General features: G+C 70.8%; 10 protein-coding genes and 1 riboswitch. Of the genes, 5 read left to right on the plus strand and 5 right to left on the minus strand.

Going from position 1 to position 17414, the window contains the following annotated elements; genetic code table 11:
- Positions 1–21 precede the first annotated feature (21 nt).
- From ABZU69_RS24890 to ABZU69_RS24905, 4 genes are all read left to right on the plus strand, one after another.
- Positions 22–1188, plus strand: coding sequence for an acyl-CoA dehydrogenase family protein (locus ABZU69_RS24890; protein ID WP_354966745.1), 1167 nt, complete (start codon positions 22–24; stop codon positions 1186–1188).
- On the plus strand, positions 1188–2033 hold the full coding sequence (locus ABZU69_RS24895) for a PhnD/SsuA/transferrin family substrate-binding protein (RefSeq protein ID WP_354966746.1): 846 nt from the start codon (positions 1188–1190) through the stop codon (positions 2031–2033). The genes ABZU69_RS24890 and ABZU69_RS24895 overlap by 1 nt, the downstream gene beginning before the upstream one ends.
- Positions 2030–3247 (plus strand): ferritin-like domain-containing protein, encoded by a 1218-nt coding sequence (locus ABZU69_RS24900; RefSeq protein ID WP_354966747.1) that lies wholly within the window; start codon positions 2030–2032, stop codon positions 3245–3247. The genes ABZU69_RS24895 and ABZU69_RS24900 overlap by 4 nt, the downstream gene beginning before the upstream one ends.
- Before the next feature lie 66 nt (positions 3248–3313).
- On the plus strand, positions 3314–3667 hold the full coding sequence (locus ABZU69_RS24905; RefSeq protein ID WP_354966748.1) for a TraR/DksA C4-type zinc finger protein: 354 nt from the start codon (positions 3314–3316) through the stop codon (positions 3665–3667).
- A gap of 48 nt (positions 3668–3715) precedes the next feature.
- Here the strand turns inward: ABZU69_RS24905 and ABZU69_RS24910 are convergent, their stop codons facing one another.
- The 3 genes from ABZU69_RS24910 to ABZU69_RS24920 form a co-directional block, all read right to left on the minus strand.
- Complete coding sequence (locus tag ABZU69_RS24910) at positions 3716–4711, minus strand: ribonucleotide-diphosphate reductase subunit beta (RefSeq protein WP_354966760.1); 996 nt, start codon at positions 4709–4711, stop codon at positions 3716–3718.
- 38 nt (positions 4712–4749) lie between these two features.
- A complete protein-coding gene (locus ABZU69_RS24915; RefSeq protein WP_354966761.1) occupies positions 4750–7083 on the minus strand; it encodes a ribonucleoside-diphosphate reductase subunit alpha in 2334 nt (777 codons plus the stop codon).
- 199 nt (positions 7084–7282) lie between these two features.
- Positions 7283–7500, minus strand: a riboswitch (cobalamin riboswitch).
- 177 nt (positions 7501–7677) lie between these two features.
- A complete protein-coding gene (locus tag ABZU69_RS24920; protein WP_354966749.1) occupies positions 7678–13296 on the minus strand; it encodes a GH92 family glycosyl hydrolase in 5619 nt (1872 codons plus the stop codon).
- A gap of 385 nt (positions 13297–13681) precedes the next feature.
- On the opposite strand from ABZU69_RS24920, the gene ABZU69_RS24925 reads away from it, so the two are divergent.
- Entirely contained in the window at positions 13682–14704 is a 1023-nt protein-coding gene (locus tag ABZU69_RS24925) for a LacI family DNA-binding transcriptional regulator (protein ID WP_354966750.1), read from the plus strand.
- A 39-nt stretch (positions 14705–14743) separates the two neighbouring features.
- Here ABZU69_RS24925 and ABZU69_RS24930 read toward each other — a convergent pair whose 3' ends face one another.
- Positions 14744–15772 carry a LacI family DNA-binding transcriptional regulator gene (locus ABZU69_RS24930; RefSeq protein ID WP_354966751.1) on the minus strand — a complete coding sequence of 343 codons (1029 nt, stop codon included), beginning with the start codon at positions 15770–15772 and terminating at the stop codon, positions 14744–14746.
- Between the two features lie 346 nt (positions 15773–16118).
- On the minus strand, positions 16119–17414 hold a 1296-nt coding region (locus ABZU69_RS24935; protein WP_354966752.1), incomplete at its 5' end, for a beta-L-arabinofuranosidase domain-containing protein.

The following is a 17414-nucleotide window of genomic DNA, read 5'->3' on the forward strand; positions in this document are numbered from 1 at the left end:
CCGGCCGAAGGGGACATTCCCATGACAGCCAGTGTCGACAAAGCCCGCCCCAACACCGACCACCTGACGACGCTCGGCACGCTCATTGACGACGTGATCCGCCCTCAGGCCGCGCTCGTCGACCGGGACGGCACCTTCCCTCGACAGAGCGTGGACGCCCTCGCCGCGGCTGGCCTGCTCGGCCTGGCCTCCTCGACCGAGGTCGGTGGCGGCGGCCAGGGTCTGCGCACCGTCGCGGAGGTCATCGAACGACTGGCCGCCGAGTGCGGCTCCACGGCGATGGTCGTCCTCATGCACTACGCGGCGACCGCCGTCATCGAAGCGCACGGCCCGCGTGACGTCCGTGCGGCCATCGGCGCGGGTCAACACCTGACCTCCCTGGCGTTCTCCGAGTTCGGCTCGCGCAGCCACTTCTGGTCGCCGACCGGCACCGCGACGACGGACGACGGCGCGGTCCGGCTCGACGCCCGCAAGAGCTGGGTCACCTCGGCGGGTGAGGCGGACAGCTACGTCTGGTCGAGCCTCCCGCTCGCTGCGGGAGCGGGTCCGATGACGCTGTGGCTCGTTCCCGCCGGCAGCGCCGGCCTCAGCATCGCCGGCGACTTCGATGGGCTCGGCCTGCGCGGCAACGGCTCCCGGCCGATGACCGCCGACGGGGTCCGCGTCCCCGCCAGCGCGATGCTGGCCGCCGACGGCGCCGGCCTCGACACCGCGCTCGGCGCGGTCCTCCCCTGGTTCCTGGTGCTGAACGCCGCGTTCTGCCTCGGCCTCGCGGACAGCGCCGTCGCCGAAGCGGGCCGGCATCTCACGGGCACCACCCTCGCGCACACCGGCGCGGCCCTTCGCGACGCACCGGTCACCCGGCGCGGCTACGCCCAGCTGAAGATCCGCACCGACGCCCTGCGCGCCTTCCTCGGCGACACCCTGACCGCGCTGGAGACCGGCCGGGAGGACGCGACGCTGCGGGTGTTGCAGGTCAAGGCGCTCGCCGGCGAGACGGCCGCCGAGGTGACCGACGGCGCGATGCAGCTCTGCGGCGGCAGCGCCTTCCGCAAGGAGTTGGGCCTCGAACGCCGATTCCGCGACTCCCGCGCGGCCCGGGCGATGGCACCCACCACCGACGCCCTGCACGACTTCGTCGGCCGAGTCGCCACCGGGCTGCCGCTGCTCGACGAGGTCAACCGCTGATGGCGGCACCCACTGTCCTGATGGGCGCGGTCGCGTACGACCCCAAGGTGGTGACCATCTGGGAGGGCTTCCGCGCCTGGTTGCGAGGGCGTGGCCTGGACTTCGACTTCGTCCTCTACTCGCACTACGAGCGGCAGGTCGACGATCTCGTAGCCGGGCGGATCGACGCGGCGTGGAACTCACCGCTCGCCTGGCTGCGGGCCGAACGGTTGGCGGCGGCCAGCGGCGGCACGGTGAGCGCCCTCACCATGCGCGACACCGACCGGGACCTCACCTCGGTCGTGGTGGTGCGCGCCGACTCACCCGTCCGACAGGTCGAGGACCTGTCCGGCTCGCTCGTCGCCGTCGGCGCGATGGACAGTCCACAGGCGACGCTGATCCCGCTCGGGCACCTCGCGGCCGCCGGGGTCGAGGTCGACGTGCGCCGGTTCGACGTCGGCGTCGGGTTGCACGGCGATCACATCGGCGGTGAGCGCGACGCCGCCCGGGCCCTCGTGGCCAAGGAGGTGGACGCCGCCTGCATGATCGACGCCAACCATCTGGCGTTCGTCCGGGAGGGCACGCTCCCGCCCGATGGCACCCGGATCGTCGCGCAGACCGCACGATACGACCACTGCAACATGACGGTGCGCGATCCGGAGTCCGCCGGGGTCCGGCTCTTCGGCACGCTGCTGCGTGGCATGTCCTACGCCGACCCGGAGGTACGCCCGTTGCTCGACCTCGAAGGGCTGACCGCCTGGGAGGACGGCCGCACCACGGGGTACGACGCCCTCGCCCGGGCGGTCGACGCCAGCGGGTTCTACGCGGCCGACGGGCGGGTGACCGCCGCGGACTACCGGCCGTGAGCGGCGCGCCGGCGGCCGACGCCGAGATCCACCTCGGGGGTCTGGGCTTCGACCGGGGCGCGCACCTGCTGGTGCAACGCGCACTCGCCTCGCTACCGCCCGGCGGCCGGCTGGCGGTCTCCGGCCTCGACCCCGCCCTGCCGGTGCACCTGCCCGCCTGGTGCCGGAGCCGGGGTCACCGGCTCGAATGGCCGGATCCGGCCGACCGGAGCGAACTGGTCGCGGTGGTCGTCCGCGGCACGGCGGACGACGCCCGCTGGTTCGGCGCGGAGCGGGCCGGGCCCGCCCTGCCCTCGGCGCTCAGCAGGCACCCGCCGCCACGGTGGGGGCTCGGCGCCCGCGGTGCGCTGCTGGAATCCGGCGGCCCCGAGGCCCGGTTCGACCTGGACGACCGCGATCTGGTGTGGGCCGACGTCGCCCCCAAGCTGTACGCGCAGGCGGCGGCGCGGCAGTGGGACCCGGAGACCGCGGTGCCGTGGGACGACGCGTTCGCGCTGCCGGCCGACGTCGAGGCGGCGGTGGTGCAGGTGATGACCTACCTTGTCGAGAACGAGCAGGCCGCGCTCGTCGTGCCGGCACGGTTCGTCGGGCGGATACATCCGCACTTCCGTGAGGTGATGCAGCTCCTCGCGGTGCAGATGGCCGACGAGGCCCGGCACATGGAGGTGTTCGGCCGGCGAGCGTTGCTCCGGGGCGCCGAGCTGGGCACGTCGTCGGCCGGCGGTCGGCAGTCGCTCTTCACACTCGTCGCCGAGTCCGACTTCGCGTTGGCCTCGTTCCTGCTCTCCGTACTCGGGGAGGGCAGCTTCGTCGACCTGCTCTCGTTCCTGGAGCAGAACGCACCGGACCCGGTGACCCGTCGCGTCTGCTGGCTGGCGATGCAGGACGAGCGACGGCACGTGGTGTTCGGCATGGCACACCTCGAGCACCAGGCGACCGTGGACCCCCTGCTGCGGGACCGGCTCCGCGCGGCCATCCACCGCCGCCACGACGCGCTCGTCGACACCGCGGGGCTCAACGCGGACGTGTTCGACGCGCTGGTGGTCCTCGCGGCCGGTGGCTGGCACCCAGACGACGTGTCCGCCGGCTTCGAGCGGGTGCAGAAGCTGCAGCACGTGATGGATCAGGGCCGGCAGCGCCGGCTGGTACGGCTGGGCTTCCGGCCCGACGAGGCGGCGGCGCTCTCCGCCCTGCACACCCGCAACTTCATGTAGCGGGACAGCCACCGCCCAGGCGTCCGCCCGGCCGACCTGGGCCACCCGCAGTACGGTTGAGCGGCCATGAACAGGGATTTCAGCTCGATCCGCGCGGAACTGCTCCACCTACGAGACCAGAGCCGGGCCCAGGCCGAAGCGTTGGACAGCGATCTGCGGAGCCTCTTCGAGGCCTCCCGGTCGTCCAACGCCGACGATGAGCACGACCCCGAGGGCAGCACCATTGCGTTCGAACGGGCCCAGCTCACCGCCGTCCTGGACGCGACGCGCCGACGCCTCTCCGAACTCGACGTCGCTCTGCGACGGGTCGAGGCCGGCACCTACGGCGTGTGTGAACGATGCTCCCGCCCGATTCCCGCCGAACGACTCGCCGCCCGCCCCTCAGCGAGCAGGTGTGTCGGCTGCGCCAGCCGGACCTGACGCACCGCCGGGGGGCGACGACCGGCCCCCGTCGCCCCCGGCGGTGTTCTAGAAGTCGTCGTCGAACGCGACGGTGCCGCTGACCCCGACCTGGTACGCCGACACCCGCCGCTCGAAGAAGTTGGACAGCTCCTGCACGTCCTGCAACTCCATGAAGGCGAAGGGGTTGGCCGACCCGTAGTGCGGCGCGATCCCGAGCTGGGCCAGACGCCGGTCGGCGACGTGCTGGAGGTACTCCCGCATGTCGGCCAGCGTCAGGCCGGGCACCCCGTGGCCGAGCAGGTCCTCGGCGAACTGGACCTCGCACTCGACGGCCTCGGTGAGCATCTGGCGGACCTGCCCGGCGAGGTCGCCGTCGAACAGGTCGGGTTCCTCGCCGCGCACGGTGTCGACGACGTCGAACGCGAAGGCCATGTGCATGGACTCGTCCCGGAACACCCAGTTGGTGCCGGAGGCGAGACCGTGGAGCAGGCCGCGAGAGCGCAGGAAATAGACGTACGCGAACGCGCCGTAGAAGAACAGTCCTTCGATGCAGGCGGCGAAGCAGATCAGGTTGAGCAGGAACCTCCGCCGGTCCTCGCGCGAACGCAGCTCGCGGAGTTCGCTCAGCGAGTCGATCCAGCGGAAGCAGAAGTCGGCCTTACGGCGGATCGAGGGGATGTTCTCGATGGCGGCGAAGGCGGCGAACCGCTCGCTCTCGTCGGGCACGTACGTGTCGAGCAGGTTCAGATAGAACTGGACGTGCACCGCCTCCTCGAACAGCTGCCGGGACAGGTAGAGGCGACCCTCCGGGCTGTTGACGTGCTGGTAGAGGTTGAGCACGAGGTTGTTGGCGACGATGGTGTCGCCGGTGGCGAAGAACGCGACCAGCCGGCTGACCAGGTGCCGCTCCGCGGGGGAGAGCTTGTCGAGGTCGGCGAGGTCGGCGTGCAGGTCGACCTCCTCGACCGTCCAGGTGTTGCGGATGGCGTCGCGGAACCGGTCGAAGAAGTGCGGGTAGCGCATCGGGCGGAGGGTGAGGTCCATCCCGGGGTCGAGCAGCATGTGCGTGGTCCTCGTGTCGGTGGTGGTGTCGGCGGCGGTCACTGGCAGGCCTCGCACGACTCGGGGTTCTCCAGGGAGCAGGCCAGCGCCTCCGGGTCGGTCGCCACGGGTACGGCGAGGGCGACGGTGGCGGGTGCGACGGTGGCCTGCTGGATCCGGGTGGCCGGGCGGGACCGCAGGTAGTAGGTCGTCTTCAGCCCGGCCTTCCAGGCGTACAGGTACATCGAGGAGAGCTTGCCGATGGTCGGCGAGGCCAGGAACAGGTTCAGCGACTGCGACTGGTCGATGAACGGCGCGCGAGCCGCGGCCAGGTCGATCAGCGCCCGCTGCGGCAGCTCCCACGCGGTGCGGAACAACTCCCGCACGGCGGCCGGTAGCTCCGCGATGTCCTGCACCGACCCCTCGGCGCGCTTGATCGCCGACCGGACGGGCTCGGTCCACAGGCCACGGGACTTCAGCTCGCGTACCAGAGCGGTGTTGACCTGGAGAAACTCCCCCGACAGGGTCTCGCGCTTGAACAGGTTGGACACCTGCGGCTCGACGCACTCGTAACAACCGGCGATCGAGGCGATGGTCGCGGTCGGGGCGACCGCCACCAGCAGTGAGTTGCGCAGCCCGTACGCCTCGACCCGCTCCCGCAACGCGGTCCACCGGTCGGTCTGCGTCCCCTGGACGCCCCACAGGTCGGGCTGCAACTGCCCCCGCGCCGCCCGCGTCTGCCCGTACGCCGGGTGCGCGCCGAAGCGCCGCGCCAGATCGGCGGAGGTCTCCAGGGCGGTCAGGTACAACTCCTCGCTGACCCGGGTGGACAACTCCCGCGCGGCCGGCGAGTCGAACGGCAACCGCAGCGCGAAGAACACGTCCTGCAGGCCCATCAGCCCGAGCCCGACCGGCCGCCAGCGGGGGTTGCTCGCCGCCGCCTGCGCGGTCGGGTAGTAGTTGATGTCGATGACCCGGTCGAGGAACGTGACCGCGGTACGGACCGTGGCGCGCAGTCGCTGCCAGTCGATGACGCCGTCGGTGACGTGGGCGGCGAGGTTCACCGAGCCGAGGTTGCACACCGCGGTCTCGGCGTCGCTGGACACCTCGATGATCTCGGTGCAGAGGTTGGACAGGTGCACCACGTTGCCCGGTTCGGCGGTCTGGTTGCACAGCCGGTTGGCGGCGTCCTTGAAGGTCATCCACCCGTTGCCGGTCTGCGCCAGGGTGCGCATCATCTTCCCGTACAGCTCCCGCGCCGGGACCTGCCGCACGTAGCGGCCCTGCGCCTCGGCCTCCCGGTACGCGACGTCGAACCGCTCGCCCCACAGGTCGGGCAGTTCCGGCACCTCGTTCGGGTCGAACAGCGACCACACCTCGTCGGCCTCGACCCGGCGCATGAACTCGTCGGGGATCCAGTTGGCCAGGTTGAGGTTGTGGGTGCGCCGGGCGTCCTCGCCGGTGTTGTCCCGCAGTTGCAGGAACTCCTCGATGTCCGGGTGCCACGGCTCCAGGTAGACACACGCCGCGCCCTTGCGCCGGCCGCCCTGGTTGACCGCGGCGACGCTCGCGTCCAGCGTGCGCAGCCACGGCACGATCCCATTGGACTGCCCGTTCGTGCCGCGGATCAGCGCGCCCCGGGACCGGACCCGGGAGTACGCGATGCCGATGCCGCCGGCGAACTTGGACAGGTTGGCGACCTGCGCGTACCGCTGGTAGATCGAGTCCAGCTCGTCGCGCGGGGAGTCGACCAGGTAGCAGGAGGACATCTGGGTGTGCCGGGTGCCGGAGTTGAACAGCGTCGGCGAACTGGGCAGGTAGGCCAGGCTGGACATCAGCCGGTAGAAGTCGACCGCCTCGTCCGGCGTACGGGACAGCCCGCAGGCCACCCGCAGCAGCCAGTACTGCGGCGTCTCCAGCACCAGCCGGCTGGTCGGGTGGCGCAGCAGGTACCGGTCGTACACCGTGCGCAGGCCGAAGTACTCGAACCGCAGGTCGCCGTCCGGGTCGACGGCGTCGTCGAGCGTCCGGCCGTGCGCGGCGACGAAGGCGGCGGTCTCGTCTCCGATCAGTCCCTCGGCATGGCCCATCCGGATCGCCGTGCTGAACGAGGTGATGCCCTGCCGGTGCACCTCCTTGTCGACGTAGCCGGCCAGAAGCCGGGCGGCCAGCCGCGAGTACTGCGGCTCCTCGCCGATCATCTCGGCCGCGGTCTGGATGGACAGCCGGTCCAGCTCCGCGGTGGTCGCGCCGTCGTAGAGGCCGCTGATCGTCCGGGTCGCCACCCGCAGCGGGTCGACGTCGGTCAGGTCGTCGGTCCACCGCTCGACCGCGCGGACGATCTTGTTGACGTCCACCGGTTCGCTGGCGCCGTCGCGCTTGCGGACGTGCATCTGCGTCCGCCGCCGGCCCGGCAGGTCGGTGTCGCCGCCGGTCGGGACCACCTGGGTGACTGTCACCACTCACTCCTCGCGAGTTCGAGACCTGATGGCCCTCGGACGCGAGGAGACAGACACCGGCGGACGCCACGCCGGGCGTGGGTCAGGGGGCGTCGGCCGTCCCACGCGGCGTCGGGCCGCCGCCCACCCGGGTGCGGGTGCACGGCGCGCTGGCAGGTCTTCGGACTCGTGGGCACGACCGGGCTCGCCGGTCTCCTACTGGCCGTCGCTTCCCAGGCCGCTTGGCGGCCCAGTGCTGATGACGGCGGTCGTTCCCACTCACCGCTGCGGGGCAGTCCCGGAATTCCACCGGGTTCCCTCTTGCCTCGACCACTGCAGACGAGCGGCCGAACCAGCTGCGTCGACACCATATATAGGGACGACGCCGTTGTCACACCCCACATCTCGGGTATCGGCGTGTCGGCGGTCGAGTCAGTGACGACGGTCACCGGCCCGGACGCCCCCGCCGGGCGGGGTCATGGTCGACGCTAGCAGCGCGCGGGGCGGGCCGTGATCCGGCCCGCCCCGCGCGCTACCGCTACCGCCGACTCAGTTCGTGACGGTGAAGGGCAGCGCGACCCGCGTCACCGACTCGGCCCCCGCCAGCGTGATCACGGTCGAGCCGGCCTTCGCCGCCCCGGGGACGCTGACCGTCGCACCGGCGATGACACCGTCACCATTCGCGCGCACGGTGCTGACCGCGAGGCCGTCACCGAAGCTGACCGTGACCGCCTCGTTCGGAGCGAACCCGGCGCCGTCGACCGTGATCGACGTACCGTGCGGTCCCGCGGTGGTCGTCAGCGCCGCCTGCGGATCGTAGGTCGGCTTCTCCTGCTGACCGGTCACCTGGACGGTGGCCGTCGCCGGCGTCCGGGAGGACGCGCCGGTGGCGGTGACGGAGTACCGGCCGGGCTCGGCGTCACCGGACGTCGCGACGGAGGCGCGTACCGCTCCCGCCGCGGACGCCGCGACCTTGACGGTCCGCGCCGGACTGGTGCCGAGAGTCACGGTCACCTGCTCACCGGCCGCGAACCCGCTGCCGTTGACGGTGACCGCGTCACCGGTTGTCACGGTGGCCGACGTCGACACCGCGATCGCCGGCTGGAGTCCGCCCCGCGCCACGGTCACCGTGAAGGTCGCGGTGCTGCTCGACGACGTGTCCCACGCGGTGACGTGCACCGTGTAGGTGCCCTCCTGCGCATAGGTGTGCCGTCCGCTCAGCGCGCCGTCCGGGCCGACCGTGACGTCGTCCGGAACCGTGCCGTCGCCCCACTGCACCCGGGCGTGGAAGCCCGTCGTGCCGGGAACGCCGCCGCTCACCGAGCCGAGCGTGGCCGCGAGGACCTGCCCGGCGTCGGCCGTCTGGTCGCTCGGGGCGGTGGTCACCAGCGCGGCGGCCGGAGTGCCGTCGTTCGCGACGGCGAACACGTGGATCCGGCCCGCCGAGCCGGGGTCGCCGGTCTGCGTCGGCAGGGTCACCGAGACGAGCGTCTTGCCCGCCGGGATCTGGTACGGCGCGGTGGCGAACAGGAACGGCTGCGCGCCGTCCCGGCTCGTGCCGCTCAACCGGTACGCGGCCTTGGCGACGACGATGTTGCCGTACGACGGAGTGCCGTTGGCGTTGCCGCCCAGCGTCCAGTCACTCATCTGGATCGGGATGCTGGCCGTGCTGCCGTCGCTGAACGTCGCCGTGCCGGTGCTGTTCTGATTGCCCTGCGTGCCGGCGCCGATGAACGAGATGCTCCGGGCGTCGGTCGGCAGGTCGAGAACGACCGTCCTGCCGTTGCCGGTGGTGTTGTCCGGCTGCCCCGCCGGGACCACCGGCAAGGTGAACTGCAGGTCCGTTCCGGGCACCTGGTGCCGCTGGCCCTGGGTCACGCCGGCCGCCGTCAGGGCGGCCCGCGAGTACGCCCACGACTTGGCGTCGCAGTTCGCCGCGAGGGCGCCCTCGTCACCGATGCAGACGGTGTCGAACGCCGCGGTGAGGCCGGAGCTCGGCGCGTAGGCCACGTCGACGCCGACCGTGACCGAGCCCTGGCCGGTGCCGTCGGTCACCGTGACGCTCGCCTGGTGGTGACCCGGCGTGGCGTACGTGTGCGAGCCGCTGACGCTGTAGACGGCCCGCGAGCTCAACGTCAGGGTGCCCTCGGTGGTCGGTGAGCCGTCACCCCAGTCGATCGTGGCCCGGTAGCCGCTGGCGGTACCCCCGGTGACGGAGGCCAGTGGCACCGAGACGGGTGCGCCGGACGTCGCGTGCACGCTGCCCGCGGCGGTCACCGTGATGTCGCCGCCACCAATCTCGAAGTCGCCTCCGGCGAGCAACTCGATCTCGGCGAGGTTGGCCTGCGCGGCGCCGGCGGTCCTGCTGACGACGAGACGGAACTGGGCGTACCGTCCCGGCCTGTCGATGGTGAACGGACGGGTCTGGTTGCGCCACCGGAACGCCTCGCCCTTGCGGGAGTCGACGGTGCTCCAGGTGATGCCGTCATTGGAGCCCTGCAACCGCCAGTCCGCCGGATCGCCCGCACTGGCACCGGAGGTGAGGGTGTAGTGGCTCGGCTTCTGCCTGGCGCCACGGGAGGCCCAGCTGACCTGCGGCGTCGCGGTGGTGAACGTCAGCTGCGTGGTCGACGAGTCGTCGAACAGCTTCGACGCGTCCTGGCCGCCCGTCGCGTTGGCGGTGCCGAGACCGGGGCCGGTGACGTCCTGCAGCGGCTTGGGCGCCTTGTCGCCCCTGGTCAGCGACGGCGGCGCGTCGTTCTTGCCGCTGCCCCAGGACGACGGCTTGGGGCCCATCTGGAAGTCGATCGTGCCGCCCTTGGCGAACGCGCTCACGTCGACGGACAGCTCGCGCTGCTTCTTCCCGTTGACCGTGACGCCCTGCACGTAGACGTTCTTGGTGCTGTTGTCCGGCGCGTTGACGACGATGTCGCCGCTCGTGCGGTGGACGGTCATCTTTGTGAACTGCGGCGAGCCGATGGCCCAGTGGGACGATCCGGCCTGCAGCGGGTAGATGCCCAGCGAGCTGAGGATGTACCAGGACGACATCTCGCCGTTGTCCTCGTCGCCCAGGTAGCCCTGGCCGATCTCGCTGCCGACGTAGAGGCGCTGCAGGATCTCCCGTACCGCCGCCTGCGTCTTCGCCGGCGCGCCGGCGAAGTTGTACATGTACGGGATGTGGTGCGACGGCTGGTTGCTCATGCCGAGCTGTCCCATCCGCACCGCGCGCGCCTCGAGCATCTCGTGGATCGTGCCGCCGTACCCGCCGGGTCGGTCGGCGTTCTCCGGGGTGGCGAAGAACTGGTCGAGCTTGTCGCGCAGCGCCTTCTGCCCGCCGTGCAGGTTGGCCAGTCCCTGGCCGTCCTGCTGGGCGGTGAACGCGAAGTTCCACCCGTTGGTCTCGGTGTAGACGCCGCCCCAGTCCAGCGGGTCACCGGCGAGGAAGTTGCCGGACGCGTCCCGGCCCTGGAAGAGCTTCGTCTTCGGGTCGAAGAGGTGGACGTAGTTGCGGGCGCGCTCCAGGAAGTACCGTGACTCGTCCTTGAGCCGCTGGCGCTCCGACTTCGGCGTGGCCGGGTCCTTGGCCAGGGCCGCGCCCATGTTGCCGATGCCGTAGTCGTTGATGAAGCCTTCCAGCGCCCACGACACCGACTCTCCGGTGGACGTCGGCGTGTAGCCGAGGAACAGCGAGGTCTCGATGCCCTTGCGGCCCACCGCGCTGCGCCCGGAGGCGACGGTCGCGTCCTTGACCGCCGCGTCGTACGCCGCGAGCGGGTCGGGCAGCTTGACGCCGGTGAGGTACGCCTGGGCCAGTGCCACGTTCGCGCTGGTGCCGGTCATCAGGTCGGCGTAACCCGGAGACGACCAGCGGGCGATCCAGCCGCCGTCGCGGTAGTGCTGGACGAACCCGTCGGAGATCCTGGCCGCGACGTCCGGGTACAGCAGCGCGTAGGCGGGCCACACGGTGCGGTAGGTGTCCCAGAAGCCGTTGTTGACGTAGATCTGGCCGTCCACGATCTTCGCGCCGGTGTGGGTGGCGGACGACGTGCCGGTCGGCGCCGACACCGGGCTCGCGTACTGCCAGCGCGGCGCGGCGGCGCTGCCGGTGTTCTCCGACTGCGAGTTCGGGTACAGGTTCAGCCGGTACAGGTTCGAGTACATCGTCACCAGCTGCGTCTCGGCCGCCCCCCGCACCTCGACCCGGCCGAGCCGGTCTTTCCACGCGGCGGTGGCGGCGGCGCGGACCTGGTCGAAGCTCTTCCCGGTGACCTCCAGGTCGAGGTTCCGGTGCGCCTGGTCGACCGATAGGAACGAGGTCGCGATGCGCATCGTCACCTGGCGGTTCGCGGAGATGTCGAAGGTGGCGGCCGTCGCGGAGGACGCCGTGGGCGCCCGGTCGAACGTGCCGGACACGAACATCCGGCTACGACCGGCCGACAGGCCACTTCCGTTATCGACCCAGCCGGTGAACGTGCCGTCGGCGCCGATGGTGAACGTGCCGTTGTAGAAGACCAGGCTTCCGGTCGCCGGCCCGGACGGGAAGGTGAACCGCATGATCCCGGCATGGTCGGTGGGCGACATCTCGGCGGTGAGGCCGTTCTGCAGCGCGACCCGGTAGAGGTCCGGCTGGGCCGTCTCGTCGTCGTGGTTGAAGGCGAGCGCCCGGCTGCTGGGCGGCCCGGTGAGGGGGCCGTCGCCCGCCACCGGCATGACCGACATCTGGTTGCGGTCACCCATCCACGGGCTCGGCTCGTGCGAGATCGCGAGGCCCTGCAGGGTGGGCAGGTTGGCGGCGTTGTTGACCCGGTGGTACTGGTACTCCCACGAGTCGGACGTCGCGTCGGTCACCGGGGTGAAGAAGTTGAAGCCGTTCGGCACCGAGGTGATCGGCAGGTTGTTGCCGCGCGAGAACCCACCGGTCGAGTTGGTCCCGCGCCGGGTGTCGACGTAGTTGGTGAGCCGCGAACCGTCGATGGACGCCGGCGAGGCGGTCACCGCGACGTCGTCGAGCCAGCCCTGGAACCGGGTGTCCGCCGTCGCCTGCGGGTTGTCGTAGGCGAGCAGGATGCGGTCGATCGTCCTGCCGCGTGCGACCGCGCCGATGTCGGCCTGCACCGCGTTCCACTGGTCGGCGTAGAGCACCTTCGACGCACCCTGCCCGTCCGGGGTGAGCGCGTAGCCGTGCTGGTCGACGGGCGAGAGGCCGCTCAGGTAGCTGCCGTCGGTGAAGTGCAGGTCGACTGCCGCGAAGGTGGACGGATACTGCGGGTCCTCGCCGGTGTACTCCGGGAAGATCTTGTAGGAGAGCCGGGTCTTCGGCCCGACCGGGATGTTGACGTCGAACAGCCGGTTGGTCGCGTACGAACGGCCATCGTCCTCGGCGCCGCCCGCGTACCGGAGCGAAGTCAGTCCGGTGAAGCCGGCCCCCGGCTTCGTGGTGTAGCCGCCGGACGGACCGGTGCCGACGACGCTGACCATGGGAGCGGCCGGCGGTCGGACGTTGGAGCCGTCGCTGATGTCCCAGCCGGCGAGCTGCACGAGGGGGTCACCGGAGTTCGCGGTGATGTTCAGCCGGTAGTAGCCGTAGGCGGTCGTGTTGGTGAGGCTGTAGGTCTTCGTGGCGAACCGCCGAGGGAAGCTCTGCTCGGTCTGCCTGTTCAGGTCGACCCAGGTGCTGCCGTCGGTGGACCCCTGCACGGTGAAGTCCCTGGGGTCACGGGTCGGAGCGTCGTCCCCGGAGGTCAGCGCGTACCGCACCACGGCCGTCGGCTTGGTCAGCTGGTAGGTCACCCAGCCGGTCCGGTTGCGCGCCAGCCACTTGGTCGACGGATCGCCGTCGGTGAGCTTCGCGGCGGTCTCGTTCGGCGGGTTCTCGGCGCTCGCGGTCACCGCCTGGACCTGACCGAGCAGGCTGCCGGGCAGTACCCTGCGGCTCGATCCGCTCAGGTTCGCCTGGACCGGCTTTCCACTCTGGTCGACCTCGACGGTGCTCGCGGAGGGTTGCGGGTCGGCCGACTCGAACGAGGAGCTGAAGGTGCCGGGCGGCGCGGTGGTCGGCGCGGCGCTGGCCAGGGGCGCGCCGACGAGCAGGCCCACCGGCAGCAGGACCGCGGTTGTCGCGGCGATCAGTCGGGGGGACAGGAGGCGCGCGATGGGGGGTTGCGACATAGGGGCAGGGCCTTTCGCCTCGAACCGGGTCGAGTACGTCGAACGTCTGGGCAGAGTGGACCGTGGCTGCGGTCCATCGTGGTGGATTCCTCGGAGCCGCCTGACATCGTTGTCATGAGAACTCACGACGACGACGCAGGAGCAGTGGACTGTCGCTGATGGTTCCGGGTGGATCACGGCCGTGTCAATGGGTTCACCAGAGCGAAACAACCTGTGGTCGCATCCGCTCCGAAAACCGTTTCGGCTCGTCGTCGCGGGCGTGACGATCTACCGCCCTCGACAGCTTCGCCACCTTCCCCGGAGCCAGCGTGCGCACTACGCTTGCGGGGAGCACGGGCAGCAGGCACCCGCCATTCACCCCTGAAATGTTTGCGAAAGGCTTTCGGTGGGCCGACGACGATCCCAGTCAGTGACGTTGAGCGACGTGGCGAACCGCGCCGGCACCTCCGTGGCCACCGCGTCCAAGGCACTCAACAGCCGCGCCGAGGTCGCGCCGGAAACCCGGGAACGGGTCCTGCGGGCCGCCGCCGAGCTGTCGTTCCAGCCGAACGTGCTGGCCCGCGGTCTGATCTCCGGGCGCACCCGCACCGTCGGGCTGCTCACCGACGAACTCGGTGGCCGGTTCGCCATACCCATCCTGCTCGGCGCCGAGAACGCCCTCGGCAACGGACAGATGTCCGTGCTGCTCTGCGACGCCCGTGGCGACGCGATCCGACGGCAGCACTACATCCGCACCCTGCTCGCCCGCCAGGTCGACGGGTTCATCGTGGTCGGCGACAGCAACGACCTGCGCTCGTCGTTGACACAGGACATCCCGGTCCCGGTGGTCTACGCCTACGCCGAGTCGACCGATCCGAACGACCTGTCGATCGTCGCCGACGACGAGGGTGGCGCCCGGCTCGCCGCCGAACACCTGGTGTCGCACGGCCGCCGCAGGATCGGACACATCACCGGGCCGGACACCTACCGAGCGGCCCGTGATCGCGCCACCGGACTACGAACGGTGCTCGCCGAGGCCGGGCTCACCCCGGCCGGCGACCCGCTCTACGGCGAGTGGTCGCAACGATGGGGCCGGCACGCCGCCCGGTTGCTGCTGGCCGCCCGGCCGGACGTGGACGCGATCTTCTGCGGCAACGACCAGGTCGCCGCCGGCGCCGCCGACACCCTGCGCGACCTCGGTCGGCGGATCCCCGACGACGTGGCGATCGTCGGATACGACAACTGGGAGTTCTTCGCGGCCGACTGCCGACCGCCCCTGACCACCGTGGACCTCAACCTCGAACAGCTCGGGGCCGCCGCGGTCAACCATCTCTTCGCCGCGATGGACGGCAACGCCGGCTCCGGGGTCATCCGGCAGCCCGGCCGCCTCGTGGTCCGCGAGTCGACCGGCCCGGTGCTGCACCACTGAACCCCACGGCCGCGCGGGCGTACAGCACGGCCGCCGGACTCAGCCGACGGGCAGGGTCGACTCGCGCATCACCACGCGGCCGGGGAACTCCTCCGAACTGGGCGCGGCACCGTCGATCGCCGCGAAGAGCCGCTGGCCGGCCACCTCGCCGAGGTGCTTCAGGTTCATGTCGATGCTGGTCAGCCGCGGACGGGAGTCGGCGGCGACAGCCTCCCAGTTGTCGAACCCGATGACCGAGATGCTGCGCGGCACGTCACGTCCGAAGTCACGCAGCGTCTCCAGGACACCACGTGCGATCTGGTCGCTGCCGCAGAAGATCGCGTCGACCTCGGGGTGTTGCTCGACGACCATGTGTGCGGCGGCTCTGCCCCAGGACTCGTCCCACGACCCGAAGTAGGGCCGGTCGCCGACCATTCCCAGGCCGGCGTCGGCGAGGGCGGCGGCCGCGCCCTCGGCACGGTCCCTCGCCGCCTGGAACCCGGCCTCCCCGGTGATGTGGGCGATGGAGCGCCGGCCGCACGCCAGCAGATGCTCGATGGCGAGCCGCCCACCACCCACGTTGTCGACCGTGATCGAGATGTCCGCCGGATCGGCGGAGGGTGCGTAGACGTAGACGACCGGCACGGGGATGGTGCCGGCCAGCGGCGGGCGGGGGTCGGTGCGGGAGCCCACGACGATCAGGCCGTCCACCCGCCGGGACAGCAGCGCCTGCACGTGATGCTTCTCCCGGATCGCGTCGCCGCGCGCGTCGCACAGGAAGACCGAGACCTGGCCGGCCCCCGACGCGTCCTCGGCGCCCATCAGGATGGGGATCGAGAAGCGCCCCTCCAGGTCGCTCGTCAGCAGGCCGACGGTGCCGGTCCGGCCACTGAGCAACCCGCGGGCCAGGGCGTTCGGCGCGAAGGACAGCAGCTCCGCCGCCTCGAGCACCCGGACTCTCGTGGACGACCGCACCTCGCCGCGACCGTTGATGGCCTTGGACGCGGTGGCGACCGACACCCCGGCGAGCTTGGCCACATCGGTGAGCGTGGGCGGGCGGTAGGCGGGGATCTCGGGCTCGGTGGTCATGCGATGCTCCCTCTCAGCGACCGACACAGGTGCGCTGCGCGTCGGTGAGGCCGTCGCCGGGTGTCTTGTCGATCAGCCAGCGGAAGCACATCCTAAAACCTTTTCGGAGATGTTGCGGCGCGGGTGCGGCCCCCGCAGCACGCGCGGAACCCCTACCTGGGCGGAACACTACACGGGGAGCTCGCCGCCCTGTCACAGGCAGGGACACCCGTCCCGAAAACCTCTCGAAACCTCGACCGAATGCCCTCGCTCGACGGCGGCAGGGAAAGCCACCGAACGGCCGTGGCCCGGTCGACTCGACCGGGCCACGGCCGTCCAGCACGCGGAGGACGGCAGCAGGCGACGCCTACGGAGCGAGCTCCTTGTTCGATCGGGCGGCGGTCGTCACGACGGTCGACCTCTCCTCCTGGCTGAGCAGTCCCGCCTCGACGAACGCCTGCGCGACGTGGTTGACGGTCGACACGAACTGGCCGTGGTTCTTGAAGGGCGCCTGATCCCAGACCAGGTCGAGGAAGGTCGGGCCGTCACTGCCGGGCGACGGAACGCCCGCCACGGGTACGTCGTAGTTCGGCAGCCCGTCGTTCCGCTTTCGGTTGGGCACCCCGCTGTCGACCGAGCCGAACACGATCGTCGGCTCGACCCGTCGGAAGTACGTCGAGGCGGCCTGGGCGTCGCCGATGTGGTACGGCCGCAGGTTGAAGCCGTGGGTGGTGAAGAGCAGGTCACCCCCCGCCGTGGTGCTGGCCTGGGTGATCGCCGCGCGGGCGTAGTCGCCGTCGCGCTTGAGGTGCCGGTAGAGGGAGAGTTCGCGGTAGTTGCCGCTGCCGGGGTTGCCGAGGATCTGCATGAGGAGGGGCCCCCAGAAGATCGACTGTGTGTCGGGACGGTCGATCGCCCGTTCGATCCGGATGCTGAACGGCATCCGGATCTCGATGGTGTCGCCCGGCGCCCAGGTACGGCTCAACGTCAGGTAGCTTGCGGGTTTCGCGTCGACGTCCTGGCTGACGCCGTTGATGGTGACGTGGAAGCCCTTCTCCACCCAGCCAGGCACCCGCAGCTTGATGTCGAGCGGCCCGCTGCCGTTGACGGTCAGCCTGGTGTGGTCCTCGCGCGGGTAGTTGGTCTCCTGAGTGACGGCGAAGCCCTTCTCGGCCCAGGTGAGGGTCGACGGTACGTACAGGTTGACCCACAGCGTCGTGCCGTCGGCGGACTTGAAGTAGATCGTTTCCTGGTACTTGGTGTGGTTCTCCAGGCCCGTCCCGCCGCAGCAGGTCCCGGTGTTGCCGTAGCTACGGCTGATGCCCGGGGTCAACGGCTGGAAGTAGGTGACCTGTGGGTTGTTGACGCTGGTCGTGTCGGCCCGCGAGCCGGCGATCTGGTTGAACAGCCCCCGCTCGTAGTGGTCCATGTACGCCGGGTCGTGCTCGTGCAGGAACAGATTGCGGGCCAGCTTGAGCAGGTTGTACGCGCTGCAGGTTTCCGCACCGCCCTGGGCGATCGAGTTCGCGATGTTGTCCCGGTTCTGGAACAACTCGGTGTTGTTGTTGGAGCCGGGGTAGTTGCCGCCCAAACCACCGTGTGCGTACCTGCGGTGCGGCACGAGCATGCCGAAGAAGTTCTTGGCGGCCTGGAAGTACTCGGG

The organism is Micromonospora sp. NPDC005206 (assembly GCF_040608175.1).
Taxonomy (GTDB): Bacteria; Actinomycetota; Actinomycetes; order Mycobacteriales; family Micromonosporaceae; genus Micromonospora.